This window comes from Aphanizomenon sp. CS-733/32, assembly GCF_028330045.1.
Taxonomy (GTDB): Bacteria; Cyanobacteriota; Cyanobacteriia; order Cyanobacteriales; family Nostocaceae; genus Dolichospermum; species Dolichospermum gracile.
Map to the genome: position 1 here is coordinate 1 of NZ_JAQMSE010000204.1, position 18,676 is coordinate 18,676.

Consider the following 18,676-nt stretch of genomic DNA (forward strand, 5'->3'; position numbering starts at 1 on the left):
ATTACTGATAGGACAAACAAAAATAAAACCTCGTTGCTGGTTAAACTCTGTATGACTTAACACTAGTGCGGGACGTTGCCCCATTTGCTCGTGACCTGATTGGGGATCAAAGTTTAGCCAGACAAGATCCCCATAACGGGGGACGTAATCTACCATTCTTCATTACCTGTTGGTTTACCCCAGTCAATCTCCGCTTCTGGCTCTAAATCTTGGCTAAGGAGTTGTGAGAGGGTGTATTTGGGAAATTTCTGAACTGGTCTTACCATCAGTTGCCCTTGCTCAATACGGCAGTCAACTTCATCATTGATTGATAAAGCCAATTCATCTGCAATATACTTGGGGATTCTCAAGGCTAAAGAATTTCCCCAACGACCAATTTGAGATTTCATAAATTAGCGATCGCTTTCAAGATAAACAAAGTATATCTCAATTACCCCCACTCTGGAGTTTCAGATCCGGGGATCTGGGCATACCTGAGTTCGGAGTTAGGAGTTTCTCCTTCGGAGACGCTACGCGAACAGAGTTATGATTTTTTCAACGAGATCATCAGGGTTTGAAACTCATATTTGGGGCAGTTTTCCAAAAATTATCGTTATGTCGAACTCAGGTTCGTAATTTGCTTGTGTAGGTGGCATTTTATTTACTCAATTACAGTTTTCTGTTAATCCACGCAGGTGGACTTTGCTTGTGTAGTAGCGACTTCTAATCGCCCAAAACTTTTAAAACATCCTCTGACCATTTTAAAAAAAGTTCCCGACTGGATCAGATTTTTCTCATGACTCTAATTTCGCATCTACCATCATTTTCACAACATCCTGCATTTTATATCTAGCCTCCCATCCTAATTGGATTTTGGCTTTACTGGGATTACCTTTACCGACCGCCAAGTCTGTAGGTCTGAATAGGCTACTATCAACCACTACATGATCATGCCAATCTAAGTTTACAGATGTAAATGCTGCTGTGACAAAATCTTCCAAGGAAGTGCTTTTCCCCGTTGCAATCACATAATCATCAGGTTGATTTTGCTGCAACATTAAGTACATGGCTTCCACATATTCTTGCGCCCAACCCCAGTCCCGCTGAATTGACATATTACCTAAATATAATTTTTCATGACTACCTTGGGCAATTCGACAGGCAGTAGCAATAATTTTTTGAGTGACAAATCTTTCTGGACGCAGGGGAGATTCATGATTAAATAAAATTCCTGAACAGGCAAATAAACCGTAGGCTTCTCGGTAGTTAGCTACTTCCCAAAAAGCGGCAGCTTTAGCTACAGCATAAGGGCTTCTGGGGCGAAATGGAGTTGTTTCTGCGGCTGCTACATTGCCAGTATCACCAAAGCATTCACTCGAACCTGCATTGTAAACTTTAATGGGTGCGCCTAAAAACCGAATGGCTTCTAATAAATTTAGTGTGCCCGTAGCTATGCTTTCTAAAGTTTCTACGGGTTGTCCAAAAGATAAGCCGACGGAAGTTTGTCCTGCCAAATTATAGACTTCATCTGGTTGGATTTTTGTCAGTACCTGTAAGACGCTACGGAAGTCAGTTAAGGTCATTGACTCTAACTTGACTTGATCTTTAATACCTAAGTGGACTAAATTCTGAAAAGGTGAGATTTGGGCATCTCTGGAAGTTCCACAGACTGTGTAACCTTGATTAAGGAGTAATTCTGCTAGATAAGCTCCGTCTTGTCCAGATACTCCACAAATAAGGGCTTTTTTCATGTCAATTCATTACCCAGAAGTCTTTAACACTGTTACCCCCAAGCATTCGGGATTGCCTATAGGTAAATTCTCCCACGGAAGGATTGCGATGGGGATGAATGACCCCTGTTGCTTGTTGCCAAAGTTCGGCTGGGGCCAAAGATATCTCGTATTTAGATCCATGCTTATGTACATGATACCATTTTGTTTCTTGGCACTCTTCGCACCAAAAAGCCTCTAACCACTCGCCCTGCAAAGAAACTGTAGTTTTATTGGCGACTAAAATCATCGCCTCTCGTCTGGGAATACCTCGTTTTTGTAGTTGTCCCGCTGTTTCGGTAAATAGTCCATGTTTTTGGCTAACACTATCTATGAAACAACCATGTATGGGACAATAAATAGCTCTCCGCTGGGAACGCTTCCGATTGCGCTCGCACCTTTTCTGCACTTCGGCCTCCTGATCATGAACTAAAGAATAGATAGTGAGAAGGTTGCATAGGAGGGACTGAGACCAAAAAGACCATGGACGCCCAACTCCTGATTCAACGTTGTCTAAGGTATTAAATTCTGTTAACTTAGTTGTCTGAAATTTACTGAATTTGTTCACACACTGACGCTGATGAGCCTGGAGTGACATTTCAAATTATAGATTTTTCTAGCACATTGATGTATTGTTTAGCGATGATTTCTGGTGTAAAGTTTGATTGCAAATATTGGCGGGAGGCATTACCCATTTTTTCTGCAAGTTGGCGATCGCTCTTTAAGTTGAGAATAAATTTAGATAAACTATCACTATCTCCATTGTCAATGCTGACACCAAACTGACCATCTGTTATGAGTTGTCGCAGGTAGGAATCTTTTGGGCAAATAGCTGCTATAGGTCTTCCCGTAGCTAAGGCTGGATAGAGTTTGCTAGGTGCAACTAAACTTTCCAGACCTGCTTCTACACTAACTAATGACAAATCACAAGCTGTCAGGGAATAGGGTAACACACTCTTGTCTTGATAGGGGAGAAAGAGAAAGTTTTTTAGTCCTAATCGCTTGACATCTTGAATAAAACTTTCCCGTTTGGGTCCACCACCAATACAAACGAACCGAATTTCTTCATTTTGTAATTGTTGAGCAGTTACCAAAATGGTGTCTGTATCATGACACCTACCCATATTACCAGAATAGAGAACTGTAAATATGCTGTCCAAGTTATGCTGTTTGGCAAACCAGTTTTTTTCTTTGGTAATGGGTAAAATCAACTCAGAGTCGCCCCAACTGTGAATTACAGAGACCTTATCAGCTACTTGTGGACAGATGGCGACAACTCTCTCCTTCATAGCCGGACTCAGGACAATAATTCCTTTCGATTTTTGCCAAATCTGGCGATTGATTGCCCACCAAAACTTGGCTAACCAGTGCTTATGAGAAACTACTCCTAAAGCGATCGCAATATCTGGATACAAATCATATATTAAACATACATAGGGGAATTTTAATAATAAATGAGTTAAATATCCGGCTATTGATAAAAAAGGAGGTGCTGAAGTTAATAAAAATACGTCATTTTTACGAGCATTGGCGATAATATGCAAAAAAGCCCGCAATGTGAATAAAACACCATTGACAGCTTTCCCACGAATCCTATTAGACCATATCTGAGTAGATCGGGATCTTTGAACGCGAATATTGCCCAATTGCTCTAAGGCTGGGGCTTTAGCAGTGGTAAAAGCATACCCTGGTTGTCCTGTGAATACTCTAATTCTAATTCCTTGTTTCTCTAACTGTTTGATTAGTTCTTCAATTAACTGTCCTGTTGCCGCATAGTCTGGAGGAAAAAACTCAGTAATCACAGACAACGTACTTAGTTTGTGATATATAGTATCACCAATTTTAGAAGGCTGAACAGCCTCTATGAAATGCAAAGGAGATTTTATAGAACTCTTACGATTGGATATTGACATTATGTTAATTTTTGTTAATTACTGATTTTTATTGATATTAATTTAGAGGATAAATAGGATAAAAACTTGACTTTTTTGCATTTCATTGTTATTATTTCGTGCAAATGATTACTGTTGCTGAACATTCGTATCCCTTACGAGACCGAAGGAATAGGTGGGTTTCGTCTGTGTAGCCGCGACTTCTAGTACAGCCGGGCGTAAATAAAACAACCATTCTCAATCACTAAAAAGCTGATGCCATATTATTTTTGACTTTTGACTTCCGCCTTGCGGTACTAGTCGCCCTTGCAAGTAATAAATTAGACTTTTCAAACACCCTCTTAGAATGAAATCAATTTGCTGTACACTGTTAAGCTAAACAGTTTTCTAACATCTTCAAAACCTATTGTCAAGCATAGCAAATGGTTTTTCAATCAGATCAAGAAGTACTCTACAGGTATATTAATATTGCAAGTCCTTTAATTCAAGATTCTTCATACTGGGTTTCAGTGAATAAGTAGGGTTTGCACCAAAAAGTTGCCTGTGAGGGGAGGTGACAGGTGCTACGCCACGGGGACAGTTTCAACTATCTGGATATCCAAATCCGACATAGAAAAATGCACCTATTTAACTCAAGTTGCTAGTTATCTAGTTGAGGTTGATAATGGGTAATGGGTAATTGGTGATGAAAACAGAAATTTCATCCTGTTCATCCTTTAATCCTGGACATCCTGATTCTAACAATGTATCTAACTAGCAACTTACAAACCCTGGTTAATAAATGGTTTTAGCTTTATATGGCTAACGCCACGCTACGCTATCAGCAAGCCCTATCTAGCTTCTAAGCAAATGTCGCCGCAGATGATCTAATGCTGTATTTGCACTCACATAACGAATTAAAGACCGTCCTCGAATTGTTCCGAAGCGATGTTCAAAACTGATTACTTCATGACCAGGACCAGCTAAACCAATATAGACTAAACCCACTGGTTTGGTTTGGGTTCCCCCGGTTGGTCCAGCAATGCCTGTAATACTTAATCCCCAAGTGGTTGAAAGCCGATTTTTAACGCCAATAGCCATTTGTTCAGCTACTGTCGCACTCACTGCGCCAAATTCCTCTAAATCCTCTGGGTTGACTCCTAATAGTCCAACTTTGACGGAATTATCGTAGGCAATTACCCCACCCCAAAAGTAATCAGAACTACCAGAAATTTCCGTTAACATTTGTCCCAGTCCCCCACCGGTGCAAGATTCGGCTACAGATAGGGTTTCTCCCGCGGACCTTAACAAATTACCAACGACAGCAGCAAGGGTGTCATTATCAATGCCATAATAATCTAAGCCAGCAATTTCTATGAGTTGTTTTTCAATGGGTGCAATTAAAGCTTCTGCAGTTGTTGCGTCTGTGGCTTTAGCAGAGATTCGCAGTCTCACCTCTCCCTTGCCTGCATAGGGGGCTACTGTGGGATTAGTTAAATTAAAGTAGGGGGCGACTTTTTCGGCTAAAGCAGATTCTCCAATTCCCCAAAATCTTAAACTGCGACTATAAATAATTTCCTTTCCCCAACCTTGACTTTTCAGAAAAGGTACTGCGGTTTCTGTCCACATTCGATACATTTCGCTGGGAACACCAGGGAAAGTAAAAATAGTTAAACCGGGACGGGGTTGCCAAATAATACCCGGTGCTGTTCCTGTGGGGTTGGGTAAAATTTCTGCACCTTGGGGAATTAAGGCTTGTTTGCGATTATTAGCGGACATTATTCGTCCCCGTTGGGCAAATTTTTCGGCTATATCTTGGACAATATCGGCTCGTTCTATTAAGGGAACACCAAAAAAATCAGCGATAGTTTCACAGGTGAGATCATCGGGTGTGGGTCCTAAACCACCTGTAAAAATGAGAATTTGGACTCTGGAAGCGGCAATTTCTATAACTTCCTTGAGTCTGTTGGGATTATCGCCGACGACAGTTTGATAGTAGTGAGGAATGCCTAACTGTGCTAATTGTTGAGCAAGATATTGGGCATTGCTGTTGAGGATATCTCCTAGCAGCATTTCTGTACCAACGCAAATAATTTCTGCACTCATGGGGGTTAGGAAGGAATTAGGAATAGGAATCTAGGAACAACTGGTGATATTAAATACTCGCTTGAATTTTGCTTATTTCTGTACATAAATTTAATAAGTATTATAAAATTAAAGATGACGGTTTTAACACGATATTTTCAAAATATAAACTATGAATATTTGGGTGAATGAACAAATTGATCCTTCTGGACTGATTCACGCCTGTATTGCCTCTTGTGATGAATCTCAGGCTAAAGATTGTCATGAGTCGTTTCAGACTAATCTCACGAACTCTCAAAAGGCAGAGGGCTGGATTGCAAAATTAAGGGTAGTTAAATCTTGGGATGATGTGCCAGTTAATGCTTTAAAACTTGATTAATTAGAGTGTGCTGTCTGGGAAAAAGGGCGATACTGTTGATGAGCTAGACAAAGCGTCAATCCAATTCTGTCTATTAATTGGTAGGATGGGTGGTAATAAGTAGGTGAACGGAAAAAAACCGAAATATGTAACGAAAAGTAAAATCGCCCAAATCCTCTTGCCTCTTGCCTCTTGCCTCTTGCCTTGCCATAACGACGATTTTTAATGCTAACCTACTTATTTGCGTTAATATTCTGAAGTTTCCAGTTACCATTCTAAATTCCATGCAGCATGAGACTCAACTTAGTTTATTTGATCACTCCAGCTTAAACCAAAGAGAGCTAATTACTACAAGTAATAAAATTCCCATTCCGCCGGGAACTTATGAGAATGTAGAGGAATTGACAAAACATTGCAATAGCTGTCAGCGTTGTGCGTTAGCCCAAAACCGGACTCATGCTGTGGTTGGGCGTGGTAATCTCCAAGCCGATATTATGATTATTGGAGAAGCACCGGGGAAAAATGAAGATGAAACAGGTTTACCATTTGTGGGTAGATCAGGGCAATTACTAGAAAGTATCTTGGCTTCGGTAAATTTAAGTACGGAAACAGATATATATATTGCCAATATTTGTAAGTGTAGACCACCGGAAAACCGTGTACCGACTAATGAAGAGGCTGCTGCTTGTAAACCATATTTATTTGAGCAGATTCGCCTGGTTGACCCAAAAATTATCTTATTAACAGGTGCAACTTCTGTGAAGGGTGTGATTGCTGATAACCGTCCGATTACTAAAATTCGCGGTCAGTGGTTAGAGTGGGAAGGACGCTTATGTATGCCTATTTTTCATCCCTCTTACTTGTTGCGTAACCCTTCACGGGAAAAAGGAAAGCCGAAATGGCTAATGTGGCAAGATATACAGGCGGTTCGGGCTAAGTTTGATGAGTTCAAAAATCAGGATAAAAACTAAGGAATAGGGAATAGGGAATAGGGAATAGGGAATAGGGAATAGGGAATAGGGAATAGGGAATAGGGAATAGGGAATAGAGGAGAGGCAATAATTTTCCCAATGACCAATGACCAATGGCTAATTACCAATTATCAATTACTAATGCTCCTGTAACTTGGTAAAGTTAGGAAATCACAAAATATCAAGTCATCAGATTTTTACCGCTAAAACATGGGCAGCCAGAGAAAAATGTACTGGGAACTCGATTTTTACTCCCGTCCGATTTTGGACGAAAATCAGAAAAAAGTGTGGGAAATGTTGGTGTGCGAAAGTCCTGTAGATATTGGTACACAAACGGAGTCCCTGTTTCGCTATGCTAAATATTGCCCAAGTACCCAGGTAAATTCGGGTTGGCTACGGATAGCAATCCAGGAAGCTATAGAGAAAGCGGGTACAGCACCTACCAAAATCCGCTTTTTCCGCCGCCAAATGAATAACATGATCACCAAATCCTGTGAAGATGTGGGAGTACCCGCTGTCCCAAGTCGGCGGACTTTGGTTCTCAATCAGTGGATACAGCAGCGCATGAAGGAAGTCTATCCCCAAGAACCAGGATATCAGGGGGTAGTTAATCCTTCGGTGCGTTTAGATAGACCTTTGCCCCAACGGTTGCCAGATGCGTTGGAAGGAAAACAATGGGCTTTTGTGACTTTAGAGGCTAGTGATTTGGCGGAAATGCCGGATTGGGAAATTGGTTTTGGTGAAGCTTTTCCCCTGGAGTTGGCGCAATTATCCCCAGAAACTCGGATTCCGGGAATTTTGATTTTCTCCTCCAGGGCTTTACCGATAGCAGGTTGGATGTCGGGTTTGGAAATGGCTTATTTGCTCTTTGACACCAAGCAAGGTAACAGGTTGATTTTAGAAACAGGGGCTACGGAAAGTTGGGTGGTGGCTAATATCCGCACTCCTGAACTTTTAGCAGAAGCACAGGGCTTTGCTGTGGCAAAGGAACAAGCTAATGGGGTGCATTTTATTGGTGTCCAGTCTGATCCTCAATCTCAAGATTTTGCAGGATTTTGGCTGTTGCAGGAAATCAATTTGCCATAATTTGTCAGTGGTCAGTTGTCAGTGGTCAGTTGTCTATTATTTGGAATTTGGTAAGTTGATGACACGCTAATGGGATAATAGACTGCGACGATGAAGCGATTTATATCCAAAATCCATAATTCATAAGGGGACATGGGTTCTGCAAATTTGTTACAAGATACACTGGCTCAACAACTGCTAGAACTTGCCCTCAAATCTGGCGCTGAGGCTGCCGAGGTGTATCAGTCACGATCGCTTTCTCGACCAGTTTTTTTTGAGGCTAACCGTCTCAAACAACTAGAAACCAGTCAATCTGAGGGTACAGCCCTACGGCTATGGCGGAATGGTTGTCCCGGTTTGACGGTGGCTTATGGCGATGTTGATCCCCAAGCTATGGTGGAAAAATCTTTGGCACTGAGTCAATTAAATCCACCGGAAACAGTAGAATTAGGGACTTATGATGATCATTATTACTCAGATTTCGGCTCATCTGTATCCGTCGAAGTGTTGATTCAATGGGGGAAGGAGGCGATCGCCTTAATTCGTGATGTCTATCCAGATATTCTTTGCCATAGTGACTGGGAATGCGATATAGAAAACACTAGACTGATCAACAGCAAAGGTTTAGATTCTCACTACACCGATACCACACTTAGCTGCTATATGTCAGCGGAATGGGTGAGAGGTGATGATTTCCTCAGTGTTGCTGATGGTCAAACTCAACGCGATCAACTCAACCCGGAGAAAGTAGCCAGCCAAATCTTACAGCGATTAAATTGGGCTAAAGAAAACATTCCTAGTCCCAGTGGTCGTTGTCCTGTATTGTTCACTTCCAAAGCAGCAGATATGCTGTGGGGAACTGTGCAATCAGCTTTGAATGGTAAACACATCTTGGAAAAAGCTTCCCCTTGGGCAGATAGATTGGGTAAACCAGTTATTGCCCCCACCCTAACCCTGTACCAAAACCCAAAAGCAGGACCTTACAGTTGTCCCTTTGATGATGAAGGTCAACCTACCCAGTCCTTAATATTTATCGAAAATGGGATTTTACGGAATTTTTATAGCGATCGCACCACCGGGCGACAATTAAACAGCGGTAGCACTGGTAATGGTTTTCGTCCCGGCTTAGGTAGTTATCCCACACCAGGGCTATTTAACTTCCTAATTCAACCCGGTGATCTTTCCCTAGTCAACTTGATTCGTAAAATGGATGATGGCTTAATTGTGGATCAAATGTTAGGTAGTTGTAGCGGACTATCAGGTGATTTTTCCATCAATGTTGATTTGGGCTATCGGGTCAAAAATGGTCAAATAATTGGCAGAGTCAAGGATACGATGGTAGCAGGTAACGTCTACACAGCCCTAAAACAAGTGATCCAACTAGGTGGAGATGCGGATTGGAATGGTTCTTGCTATACTCCATCATTGATAGTAGAAGGACTATCCATTACTGGGAAAAATAGGTGAGGTCATATCAAGATATGATCATTGGGTTTTCATCCTCTTTTATACGTCATCTTTTATATGCCCCAAATATACTGAAAACGGTTTATAGTTTAACCAAATATAGAACCCCTCTCCAAACCTCTCCCCGCAACGGGGAGAGGCTTTGAACTTGTTTTTTATATCACCTGAGTTCACCTGAGTTTGACATAAGATAATTTTTGGAAAACTGCCCCAAATATGAGTCTCAAACCCTGATGATCTCGTTGAAAAAATCATAACTCTGTTCGCGTAGCGTCTCCGAAGGAGAAACTCCTAACACCGAGATCAGGTGAGACCGGAACTTAAGTTCCGGGCAGGTTTATTCTACCTACTCAAATCCCATGGCCGCCGCCACAGCCTTAATATCAGCATCAATGCCCTGTTTGAATTGAGCATGACTGTGTTTAATAGCCGTATCTGGATCTTTCAACCCATTACCAGTTAAGATACAAACCACCGTTGCCCCCGTGGGAACTTCGTCTTTTACCTGTAACAATCCTGCCACAGAAGCCGCACTAGCCGGTTCACAGAAAATCCCTTCCGATGATGCTAAAAGTCGGTAAGCGTCGAGAATTTCCCCATCCGTCACCGACCGGAATCTTCCCTGACTGGCTGTTTGCGCTGCAATGGCCTTATCCCAACTGGCGGGATTGCCAATTCTAATGGCTGTAGCTATGGTTTCAGGATGTGCTACCGGTTGACCATTCACCAAAGGTGCAGCCCCAGCGGCTTGAAAACCCATCATTTTCGGTAAGCGATCGCATTTACCATCTTGATGATATTGACAAAAACCCATCCAATATGCTGTGATATTGCCCGCATTCCCCACCGGAATACATAACCAATCGGGGGCATCACCCAAAGCATCAACAACCTCAAAAGCTCCGGTTTTTTGTCCTTCTAAGCGGTAGGGGTTGACCGAATTTACCAAAGTAATGGGATAACTATCTGCCACTTCCCGGACAATTTCCAGAGCGCGGTCAAAATTACCTTTAATAGCTAATACCTCTGCGCCATAAAGTAGCGCCTGTGCCAACTTACCTAAAGCCACATAGCCATCGGGAATCAGTACAAAGGGTTTCATTCCTCCCCGTCTAGCATAGGCAGCGGCAGCGGCAGAAGTATTACCAGTGCTGGCACAAATCACAGCCTTAGCACCTGCTTCTGCTGCTTTAGAAATTGCCATTGTCATCCCCCGGTCTTTGAAGCTACCAGTGGGGTTAAGTCCATCATATTTAACATACACCTTCACCTGTCTGCCAATACGTTCGGCGATCGCTGGCACGGGAATCAAAGGTGTGTTACCCTCCAGCAAAGTCACCACGGGGGTTTTTTCGCTGACAGGCAAGTATTGACGATAGGCTTCTATCAGCCCTGGCCACGGTTGGCAATGAGATTTAGCAGCAGACAGGCTCAAAGTCACAGGATTAAAAATTTCTTAATTAAGGATTTACGATTGGGAATGCTTGTAGATAAGTATCCCACTTTTCAAGTCTATATGTTAGTTGCGGAACACCGTGATCATGAAAAAATATTCAAGGCGGTTTTAACCGCCCGTATCGCTTCCCTCTCAGGGTTAAAGCCACGCTTGTTTCCCACTTACCGGATACCCTGATGATCAAAACTATATAATGTCTTAACAAAGATTAGGATAAGTATATTATACTATCTACAAATGGTGTGAGTTAAATTTCTAATGCCAACAACTATGTCTACTATGTCATCCAGTGTTTCCGAATGTGAATCCCACGCTAACTTAGTTAAGAAGTTAACGAAGGCGTACTATCGAGACGATCAGCAAGTCAAATTTATGAACTTGCAAGCGGAGGTAGATTCCCTTTTAGAGCAATTGCAAAATCTCAAAAGCGAACAAGTGGAAGCTCCTAGCGACGAAGCATAAATTACCTGTTGTGGTAACTATTCAAATCGCTGATTAGTTTGTGACCAACGTTCCAAACTATATCCCTGCCTATTTTCTACCAGTAACGCTAGAGATTGATCATCGGTAAGTTGAGCGATCGCTATTAGCGTTTGCTGGTTTGCACGGGCAAAATCACTATAAATGACATTACTATCTGCCGAAAAGATGAGAGTCCGGGGACGTTTTTGACTACCTGCCGGTTTGGAAGTATTACCATCGAACTGATTTAAAGAGGCTATAGCAGCATCAGAAATAGTCACGACAATCTCCTGCTGTTGATCATTCGTCAAATCAGCCAATTGAACAGGCCAATCAGCCATTTTTTCCCGCATTTCCTGAAAAACAGGAATCACACCAGCAGTTAAATCACCCGACTGTTGTAGTTTTTGCCATAGAACTGGCAGCATGGACTCCACTAACTGAGGTTGTTGTTGATATAAATCCTTCACAGTTACCGGAGACGGTTCTACCCATGTTAACGCATCCACAGTCAGAGCTAAAGGTCGAGGCTGGAAAGAATTAACCTTGCTTTCAGGCAATGCAGAACCCAACATTAACAACCGTAAACCCTGTCCCCTGACTTGTACAGCCTTAATAGTAGTTCTAGTAACCTCCTGTTCTCCATTAGGTTTCCAGACAATAACCTGCATACTAGGGTCAGAACTAATCCCCAGAAGTTTGCGCCAAAATTTTCGAGGTTGACTTTGCAGTTGGTCAAAATTAGCAAACGGATCACTTAACCAACCTGTACCATCATGAAAGGCACTAACTTCCACCTGATACCAAACTTGATTATTAGTGATTTTCAAATCAGTTTGCAGAGATATTGGCAACCAATCCTCCTCATTAATGCGACTAACTTGTTTTACAGTGCCAATAATTCGACTTTTATGGGCATTGATTTTATCATCATCAAGTTGAGTTAGAACACCTTGAATATAGTTAAGTGTTTCCCCATTAATATTCCGTTGTGCTTGCAACCAAGCATTAGCTCTTTCTTCCCCCCGTTGCACCTTAAAAATTAATGCTACCCAAGCTAAAACCGCCCGACGATTAGGATTTAGTCGCAACGCTACCGCAGCCCGATTCCAAATTCTCCCCTGATCAGTTTGTAATAAATTAGTAATTTCTTGACCATTATCAGGTGATTTTTCCAATACCTGTAAAGCCTTTTCCCAACGACCATCAATAATATCTGCCGTCACTTGTTGATGAGGACTTGCCCAACTCTTTTCAGCTTGCATTCTTGTAAATTCCGAATGTAACCGGATCACATCTATTTGCGCCCGTGCTGCCGCTGAAAAAGGCTGTTTACGCTGTTTTTCTAAAGATTTCAACCATGTAAAAGCAGGAGTCCAAAGTCCATTTCTGGCTAAGAACAGAGACTGTTGAAAAGCAAATTCATTAACAGCAGGCCTTTGGAAATTAATTGCTTCCAAATAAATAGAATTAGCCACTAACTGACTCGGTTTAACTTGATAAACTTGCAAATTTGGTTCTACATTTACCGTTTGATCAACAATTAATTCTTTTGCATCATTACCCGTTATCTGTTGCCATTTAGGTAACTGCCCATTGCGGGTTTTCCAAGATAACATTTTTTGTAAGCTTTTCAGAGTAGGATTGTAGTAGATAATTTGACCATAGGTAATATTATGATCGTTATTTTTGTGTTCACCCCGCAAATAAAACCAAAATCCTGAAAACAGGTGAGAATCTGCAAAACTTTTCACCTTAGTTAGAGGTAAACGGATCTTTGTTTCTTGATTGTCTGATTCAGAAATAGCCGCAACTGAAGAGGATTCTATAAAACTTTTCGATAGACCAATAACAGGTAATTTGGTAATTAAATAGTAGTATTTTTCTGACTGGAATTTATATTCCCAATCCTGGGAAAGTTTATAAATTCTCAGTTCTACCAATTCTTGACAATGGGACTGACAATTCTTGCGTTTTTGGAAGATTGGTAATAAAAAAGATTCCTCTGACTTACCATCTAAAGACATGATTTCGCCAAATAGACGTTGTTGTTGAGTTAAACCGAGTTCAATAGCTGTAAATGTTTGCGGTAGTTCTCGTTTACCTGTAGATATTTTTGCCCATTTCGGTAAAAAATCATTTACCCAACTAATCTGAGTAGGATTTAAAATAAATAGCACACTCATCCAACCAACACCAATAATTACACCAGCGCTGCTTAACAACAGACTCACCGCCAACGTAGACCATAACCAAGTACGCCCTTGGGAACGTTTGGGTAATTTTTTAACATTCTTCTTCGTTACACCTTGAGGAGGCTGATTCAGCCCAGCAGCTTTTGGTATACGTTTACGGGGTTTATTGATCATCTGACGATTACTAGCACTGGTAATTTGATGTTGTTCAAAATTAGGACTTACGCAAGTGTCACACTAAAAATCTGTTGTAGGGTGCGTCAGATATCAACAATTTGTTTATTCGCAGTATTTATACAGTCTGACGCACCCTACCAATGTGCCAGTTGTGTAAGTCCTGAAAATCATCCATGATAAATTCTGACAAACTTGGTAACATTCCGCCAGTGTACTAGGGTAAAACTTACAACTTCACCAAGATCACTAAGATACCCGACTTCTTAGAGAGGTCGGGTATCTTGTTTTGTTTGTTGAATAAGTATATTTTTGATTAAATCATCAACTGGGAGAAAAGGGGCAATAAAAAAGGTTTGGTTGTCAACCAAACCTTGACTTAAATCCAGTGCATAACAACATCCCGAATTAATTTAACCTATATGATCTATTTTCAGCATCTTCCTATAGTATGTATGCAAATTTCATAAAACCTGATAAGAAATCATTTATCATGCCAAAATGGCGAATGGTCATTGGTCATTGGAAAATTACTTCTGTCACCTGTCACCTGTCCCCGTGGCGTAGCACCTGTCCCCTGTCCCCTATTTCTGAGATAAATCTAATAAATTTGCTAACTTATAAACTGTTCGCGCACCGACATTACCATCCCATTCAGCATCACCAACTTCACAAACATCAAAACCAATAATTTTTCTACCACTATTTACCAATTCGCGGAATAGACAATAAACTTGTTCTAATTCCAATCCTCCAGGGACAGGAGTACCTGTGTTGGGACAAAGTTTAGGGTCTAAACCATCAATGTCACAGCTAATATAAACTTTTTCTGGTAAATGACTGATAATTTCTCGACATAAATCCAACCAAGTCTTACCAGCATATAGTTGTTGTTTAATTGCTGAATCATAATAACCAATAATGCGATTATTTGATTGATTAATTATTTGAACTTCATCATGACAAATATCTCTCACACCTACTTGCACTAATTTAGAAATCTGCGGTATTTTTATAGCATTAAACATAATAGACGCATGGGAAAATTCAAATTCCTCATAGGCATTACGTAGGTCTGCATGGGCATCAATATGTAAAATTCCCCAATTATCATATTGATTAGCTAAAGCTTGAAAATAACCTAATGGTGAACTGTGATCACCACCAATGACAGCAACTCGTTTACCTTGATTGATTGCTGCTTGTGCTTGGGTAAATAACCAATGATTTACCTGTTCCCCCGCTTGGTTAATTGCTTCTAGAACAGGAGTTAAATCTGGTGAGTCTGTTAGGGATTTACCTTGGGCTTGACGTTCAATAATTATGGCTGCTTGTTGACGATAATAGTTATTTTTTTCGATCATTTCTTGGGGAATTTCTACCATAAATATTCCCTGTTTCCAACCATCAGGATGATCAAAATCAAATAAATCTATTTGTCGTGAGGCATCTAAAATTCGCTGTGGACCGTTCGCCGTTCCAGCACGATAGGAAACCGTGACTTCCCAAGGTATGGGGAAGATAATTAAATTTGCGGAGTCGTAATTAAATGGTAATCCCATAAAATTGCCATTTTTTTCGGCCACGCCGTTGGGATTGTAGTTTTCAATGGAGTCGTTCATATTGAAAATTAGTGCTGGTTACGGATTGATATTTAGAGGATGTTTGAAAAGTTTTTAATGTATAAATAAACCCCTATCCAAACCTCTCCCCGATGCGGGGAGGGGCTTTGAAACCCCCATTCCCAGCCTTCGGCACGCTGCGCTAAGGTAGGGAAGGGGGGTTAGGTTTTTGGAGATTATCGGTTTCATCTAATACTTTTCAAACCCCCTCTTAGATTTTATCAATATTTGTTAATCTCGGCTGATTTTAATTACCATTACTTTTGGTGATATCCAATAGGAGAAAATCCATAAATTATAATTAAGAACGACGGACATTTAAACAACACCATTCTTTTCTTTTCCAGAGGGTAGCTACAATCCAACCATTTTGTTCTAAAGCATCAGCAACGGCTTTGGATTGTTCTAGTAAAATACCACTGAATATACCCCAAGTGCTAGGTTTGGTAATGGCGGTCATTTCTGGGAGTAATTCGATAATTACATCTGCTAAAATATTGCAAACAATCCCATCTACAGGTTGATCAATTACTTTCCGAACTATGTCTACACTACCCTCAAGGGGGATTAAAGAATCTGGACGGATTTCATTAAGAGTGCGATTACTAAAAGTAGATTTTACGGCTAAAGGATCGTTATCAACGGCATAGACTTTACCAGCACCTAATAATATTGCCCCAACCCCTAGAATACCTGAACCACAACCAATATCGGCAATGATTAAAGGTTTTTTTGGTGCTTCTGTGTCTAGGAAGGATTGGGGAATTTCACCGAAGCGCATTTCTAGGGATTCTAAACAAAGTTGAGTGGTGGCGTGATTCCCTGTACCAAAGGCTACACCTGGATCAAGACGAATTACCAATCTGTCTAGGGATTCGGGTAGAGGTAGCCAAGCGGGGTTAATGAGAAAGCGATCGCCTATTTCTTCCGGTTGCCAGTGTTGTTTCCAGCTACTAGACCAGTCCTCTTCGTCAATTAAGCCCCAATGTAACAGGGGTGCAGTGAGTCCTACACACAGGGCATCTTGACGCAGCCAGAGCGATAAAGCAGCCAAATCTAGGAGTTGTACTTTAAAGGTGGGTAAATAAGCCTTAACAAAGGAGACATTGCCCTTAATTTCTACTGCTGTACCACGACAGCCAAAGTTTTCTAACCGCCAAAATATAGTTTCTTCTAAATCTGGTTCAGATAAAATATTTAATTCCCACCAGGTATTTGCCATAGAATTTTAGATTATTGGTAATTGGTAATTGGTAATTGGTAAGGGGGAAAACAAACTATGATTTTGAAGATGTTGATGATGGGGATGATTTGGATAAATATCAAATTAAACTATCATTGTTATTTATGATTATCAAAGACAATCCAATGATTGAATCATCTTCATCAAATCAATCACAAAAATCACAGTTCAGACATCATCCCCATCAAATTAATCACAAATTAATTACAAAAATCCTAGTCCAGAATTAAAGTGTGACTGTATAAGCGTCTCGAATACCTTCCACTTTTTTAATTTCCGCTAAAATGCCATCGGGTAAAGGATCATCAATACTGAGAGCCATAACAGCATCACCACGCACGATTTTCCGACCTACCTGCATACTGGCAATATTGACATTAAAGCTACCCAGTAAAGAACCGAGTTTACCAATAATACCGGGCATATCACGGTGTCTGGTAAACAGCATATATTTGCTGGGAGGAACGTTAATGGGGAAACCGTCAACATCCGTTAAGTGGATTTCCTTATCACCCAACAAAGCACCTGTAACAGAATGTGTACCTAAAGTCCCTGTGGCCTGGAGATGCAACGAACCGGCATAATCCCGTGCCGAAGCGTCCCTAGTTTCAATGACTCGAATCCCCCGTTCTTTGGCTTCTATGGTGGCGTTGACATAATTTACCCGTTCCCGCAGGGCTTGGTAAAGTAGTCCTTTGAGGGCAGCTATTACCAAAGGTTGACTTTTATTAGTTGCCAGTTCTCCTTGTAGTGTAACATTAAGTGTCTCAACTCTGCCGCCGGTGAGTTGACCAACTAAGTTCCCCAAGGTTTCTGCTAATTCCATGTAAGGCTTGAGTTCTTCCAGAACATCAGGTCCAAGTCCAGGAATATTGACAGCAGAACGGGCAGGTAGTCCTAATAAAACATCCCGAATTTGTTCGGCCACATCTATGGCGACATTAACTTGGGCTTCAGCCGTAGAAGCGCCGAGGTGAGGAGTAAGGACAACTTCTTTACCCAAGCCTAGTAAGTCAGATGCACCTAATGGTTCGGAATCGAACACATCTAATGCAGCGCCAGCAATTACACCATCTCTGATTGCCACTGCTAAAGCCGCTTCATCAATAATGCCACCACGAGCGCAGTTAATAATCCGGGTAGTGGGTTTCATTAACGCCAAAGTTTTCGCGTTGATTAAGTTGGCAGTTTCTGTGGTTTTGGGAATGTGTAAGGTGATATAGTCGGCTTGCTGGAATAGCAAATTTAAGTCTACCAGTTGACAACCCAGTTGTTCGGCTCTTTCTGTGGAGATAAATGGATCATAGGCGAGGAGTTTCATCCCCATAGCCTTAGCGACACTAGCAACATGAGAACCAATTTTTCCTAACCCGACAACGCCGAGGGTTTTTTTGTATACTTCTGCACCAACATAACTTTTCCTGTCCCATTCACCACGTTTTACTGAAGCATTAGCATCAGGAATATGACGAGATAAGGACAAAATCATCGCTAAAGCGTGTTCGGCTGCGGCAATGGTATTACCTTCTGGCGAATTGACGACGACAATCCCTTTACGGGTAGCTGCGGGGACATCAACGTTATCCACACCCACACCAGCACGGCCAATAATTTTTAATTTTGTACCGGCTTCTATAATTTCTTGAGTGACGCGAGTTCCAGACCGGATCATCAGCGCGTCATACTCGCCAATGATGGCTTTGAGTTCATCTGGTTTGAGGCTGGTTTTGACATCAACTGTAGCTACTTGGGAAAGAATATCAATACCAACTTGATCAATGGGGTCGGAAACAAGAACCTTGGACATAATTACTTGATTTTTGTTGACAGGGTTTGCTGTACAAGACTTTTTAGTTTAATCTTTATCTGTGGCACTTGGGGAAAAATTATCTATTTTTTGAGGAGTCAGGAGTCAGAAATCAAGGAGTCAGGAGTCAGGAGTCAGGAGTCAGGAGAAGA

General features: G+C 41.3%; 16 protein-coding genes. 5 read left to right on the forward strand and 11 right to left on the reverse strand.

The window, feature by feature from the left end; genetic code table 11:
* The 6 genes from PN471_RS23510 to PN471_RS17075 form a co-directional block, all read right to left on the reverse strand.
* Positions 1-156 (reverse strand): type II toxin-antitoxin system PemK/MazF family toxin (locus PN471_RS23510; protein ID WP_271777890.1); only part of this gene is annotated, 156 nt, incomplete at its 3' end.
* Positions 150-389, reverse strand: a complete 240-nt coding sequence (locus tag PN471_RS17055; protein WP_027402546.1) for an AbrB/MazE/SpoVT family DNA-binding domain-containing protein — start codon at positions 387-389, stop codon at positions 150-152. The genes PN471_RS17055 and PN471_RS23510, both read right to left, overlap by 7 nt.
* A 384-nt stretch (positions 390-773) precedes the next feature.
* Positions 774-1,730 carry a GDP-mannose 4,6-dehydratase gene (locus tag PN471_RS17060; protein WP_271777863.1) on the reverse strand — a complete coding sequence of 319 codons (957 nt, stop codon included), beginning with the start codon at positions 1,728-1,730 and terminating at the stop codon, positions 774-776.
* A 1-nt stretch (position 1,731) separates the two neighbouring features.
* Positions 1,732-2,157 (reverse strand): hypothetical protein, encoded by a 426-nt coding sequence (locus tag PN471_RS17065; protein WP_271777864.1) that lies wholly within the window; start codon positions 2,155-2,157, stop codon positions 1,732-1,734.
* A 190-nt stretch (positions 2,158-2,347) separates the two neighbouring features.
* Positions 2,348-3,661 (reverse strand): glycosyltransferase family 4 protein, encoded by a 1,314-nt coding sequence (locus PN471_RS17070; RefSeq protein ID WP_442867163.1) that lies wholly within the window; start codon positions 3,659-3,661, stop codon positions 2,348-2,350.
* Positions 3,662-4,474: 813 nt separating this feature from the next.
* The gene (locus tag PN471_RS17075) at positions 4,475-5,725 is read right to left on the reverse strand and encodes a competence/damage-inducible protein A (RefSeq protein ID WP_271777865.1); all 1,251 of its coding nucleotides are present in this window, start codon (positions 5,723-5,725) and stop codon (positions 4,475-4,477) included.
* A 151-nt stretch (positions 5,726-5,876) separates the two neighbouring features.
* On the opposite strand from PN471_RS17075, the gene PN471_RS17080 reads away from it, so the two are divergent.
* The 4 genes from PN471_RS17080 to PN471_RS17095 all read left to right on the forward strand — a co-directional run bounded on the left by PN471_RS17080 (position 5,877) and on the right by PN471_RS17095 (position 9,565).
* Positions 5,877-6,083 carry a hypothetical protein gene (locus PN471_RS17080; RefSeq protein WP_027402472.1) on the forward strand — a complete coding sequence of 69 codons (207 nt, stop codon included), beginning with the start codon at positions 5,877-5,879 and terminating at the stop codon, positions 6,081-6,083.
* A 263-nt stretch (positions 6,084-6,346) separates the two neighbouring features.
* A complete protein-coding gene (locus PN471_RS17085; protein ID WP_271777866.1) occupies positions 6,347-7,033 on the forward strand; it encodes a uracil-DNA glycosylase in 687 nt (228 codons plus the stop codon).
* Positions 7,034-7,261: 228 nt separating this feature from the next.
* The gene (locus PN471_RS17090; protein WP_442867164.1) at positions 7,262-8,119 is read left to right on the forward strand and encodes a Tab2/Atab2 family RNA-binding protein; all 858 of its coding nucleotides are present in this window, start codon (positions 7,262-7,264) and stop codon (positions 8,117-8,119) included.
* A gap of 132 nt (positions 8,120-8,251) precedes the next feature.
* Positions 8,252-9,565, forward strand: a complete 1,314-nt coding sequence (locus PN471_RS17095; protein ID WP_193895288.1) for a TldD/PmbA family protein — start codon at positions 8,252-8,254, stop codon at positions 9,563-9,565.
* 346 nt (positions 9,566-9,911) lie between these two features.
* Here the strand turns inward: PN471_RS17095 and thrC are convergent, their stop codons facing one another.
* On the reverse strand, positions 9,912-11,006 hold the full coding sequence (gene thrC / locus PN471_RS17100) for a threonine synthase (RefSeq protein WP_271777868.1): 1,095 nt from the start codon (positions 11,004-11,006) through the stop codon (positions 9,912-9,914).
* A 285-nt stretch (positions 11,007-11,291) separates the two neighbouring features.
* Between thrC and PN471_RS17105 the strand changes: the two genes are divergently transcribed.
* Positions 11,292-11,483: a hypothetical protein gene (locus PN471_RS17105; protein WP_271777892.1), complete on the forward strand. Its 192-nt coding sequence runs from the start codon at positions 11,292-11,294 to the stop codon at positions 11,481-11,483.
* 17 nt (positions 11,484-11,500) lie between these two features.
* Here PN471_RS17105 and PN471_RS17110 read toward each other — a convergent pair whose 3' ends face one another.
* The 4 genes from PN471_RS17110 to serA form a co-directional block, all read right to left on the reverse strand.
* Positions 11,501-13,852, reverse strand: a complete 2,352-nt coding sequence (locus PN471_RS17110; protein ID WP_271777869.1) for a hypothetical protein — start codon at positions 13,850-13,852, stop codon at positions 11,501-11,503.
* A 584-nt stretch (positions 13,853-14,436) separates the two neighbouring features.
* Positions 14,437-15,474 (reverse strand): agmatinase family protein, encoded by a 1,038-nt coding sequence (locus PN471_RS17115; RefSeq protein WP_271777870.1) that lies wholly within the window; start codon positions 15,472-15,474, stop codon positions 14,437-14,439.
* A 301-nt stretch (positions 15,475-15,775) separates the two neighbouring features.
* Positions 15,776-16,696, reverse strand: a complete 921-nt coding sequence (gene prmA / locus PN471_RS17120) for a 50S ribosomal protein L11 methyltransferase (protein WP_193895280.1) — start codon at positions 16,694-16,696, stop codon at positions 15,776-15,778.
* A 247-nt stretch (positions 16,697-16,943) separates the two neighbouring features.
* A complete protein-coding gene (gene serA, locus PN471_RS17125; protein WP_271777871.1) occupies positions 16,944-18,524 on the reverse strand; it encodes a phosphoglycerate dehydrogenase in 1,581 nt (526 codons plus the stop codon).
* Positions 18,525-18,676: the final 152 nt, after the last annotated feature.

Bases quoted from the DNA above. Each gene is read 5' to 3' on its own strand.
- PN471_RS17060 (WP_271777863.1), bottom strand. From the start codon at position 1,730: ATGAAAAAAGCCCTTATTTGTGGAGTATCTGGACAAGACGGAGCTTAT.
- PN471_RS17075 (WP_271777865.1), bottom strand. From the start codon at position 5,725: ATGAGTGCAGAAATTATTTGCGTTGGTACAGAAATGCTGCTAGGAGAT.
- PN471_RS17090 (WP_442867164.1), top strand. From the start codon at position 7,262: ATGTACTGGGAACTCGATTTTTACTCCCGTCCGATTTTGGACGAAAAT.
- PN471_RS17115 (WP_271777870.1), bottom strand. From the start codon at position 15,474: ATGAACGACTCCATTGAAAACTACAATCCCAACGGCGTGGCCGAAAAA.
- PN471_RS17110 (WP_271777869.1), bottom strand. From the start codon at position 13,852: ATGATCAATAAACCCCGTAAACGTATACCAAAAGCTGCTGGGCTGAAT.
- PN471_RS17080 (WP_027402472.1), top strand. From the start codon at position 5,877: ATGAATATTTGGGTGAATGAACAAATTGATCCTTCTGGACTGATTCAC.
- serA (WP_271777871.1), bottom strand. From the start codon at position 18,524: ATGTCCAAGGTTCTTGTTTCCGACCCCATTGATCAAGTTGGTATTGAT.
- PN471_RS17085 (WP_271777866.1), top strand. From the start codon at position 6,347: ATGCAGCATGAGACTCAACTTAGTTTATTTGATCACTCCAGCTTAAAC.
- PN471_RS17095 (WP_193895288.1), top strand. From the start codon at position 8,252: ATGGGTTCTGCAAATTTGTTACAAGATACACTGGCTCAACAACTGCTA.
- PN471_RS17055 (WP_027402546.1), bottom strand. From the start codon at position 389: ATGAAATCTCAAATTGGTCGTTGGGGAAATTCTTTAGCCTTGAGAATC.
- prmA (WP_193895280.1), bottom strand. From the start codon at position 16,696: ATGGCAAATACCTGGTGGGAATTAAATATTTTATCTGAACCAGATTTA.
- PN471_RS17105 (WP_271777892.1), top strand. From the start codon at position 11,292: ATGTCTACTATGTCATCCAGTGTTTCCGAATGTGAATCCCACGCTAAC.
- PN471_RS17070 (WP_442867163.1), bottom strand. From the start codon at position 3,661: ATGTCAATATCCAATCGTAAGAGTTCTATAAAATCTCCTTTGCATTTC.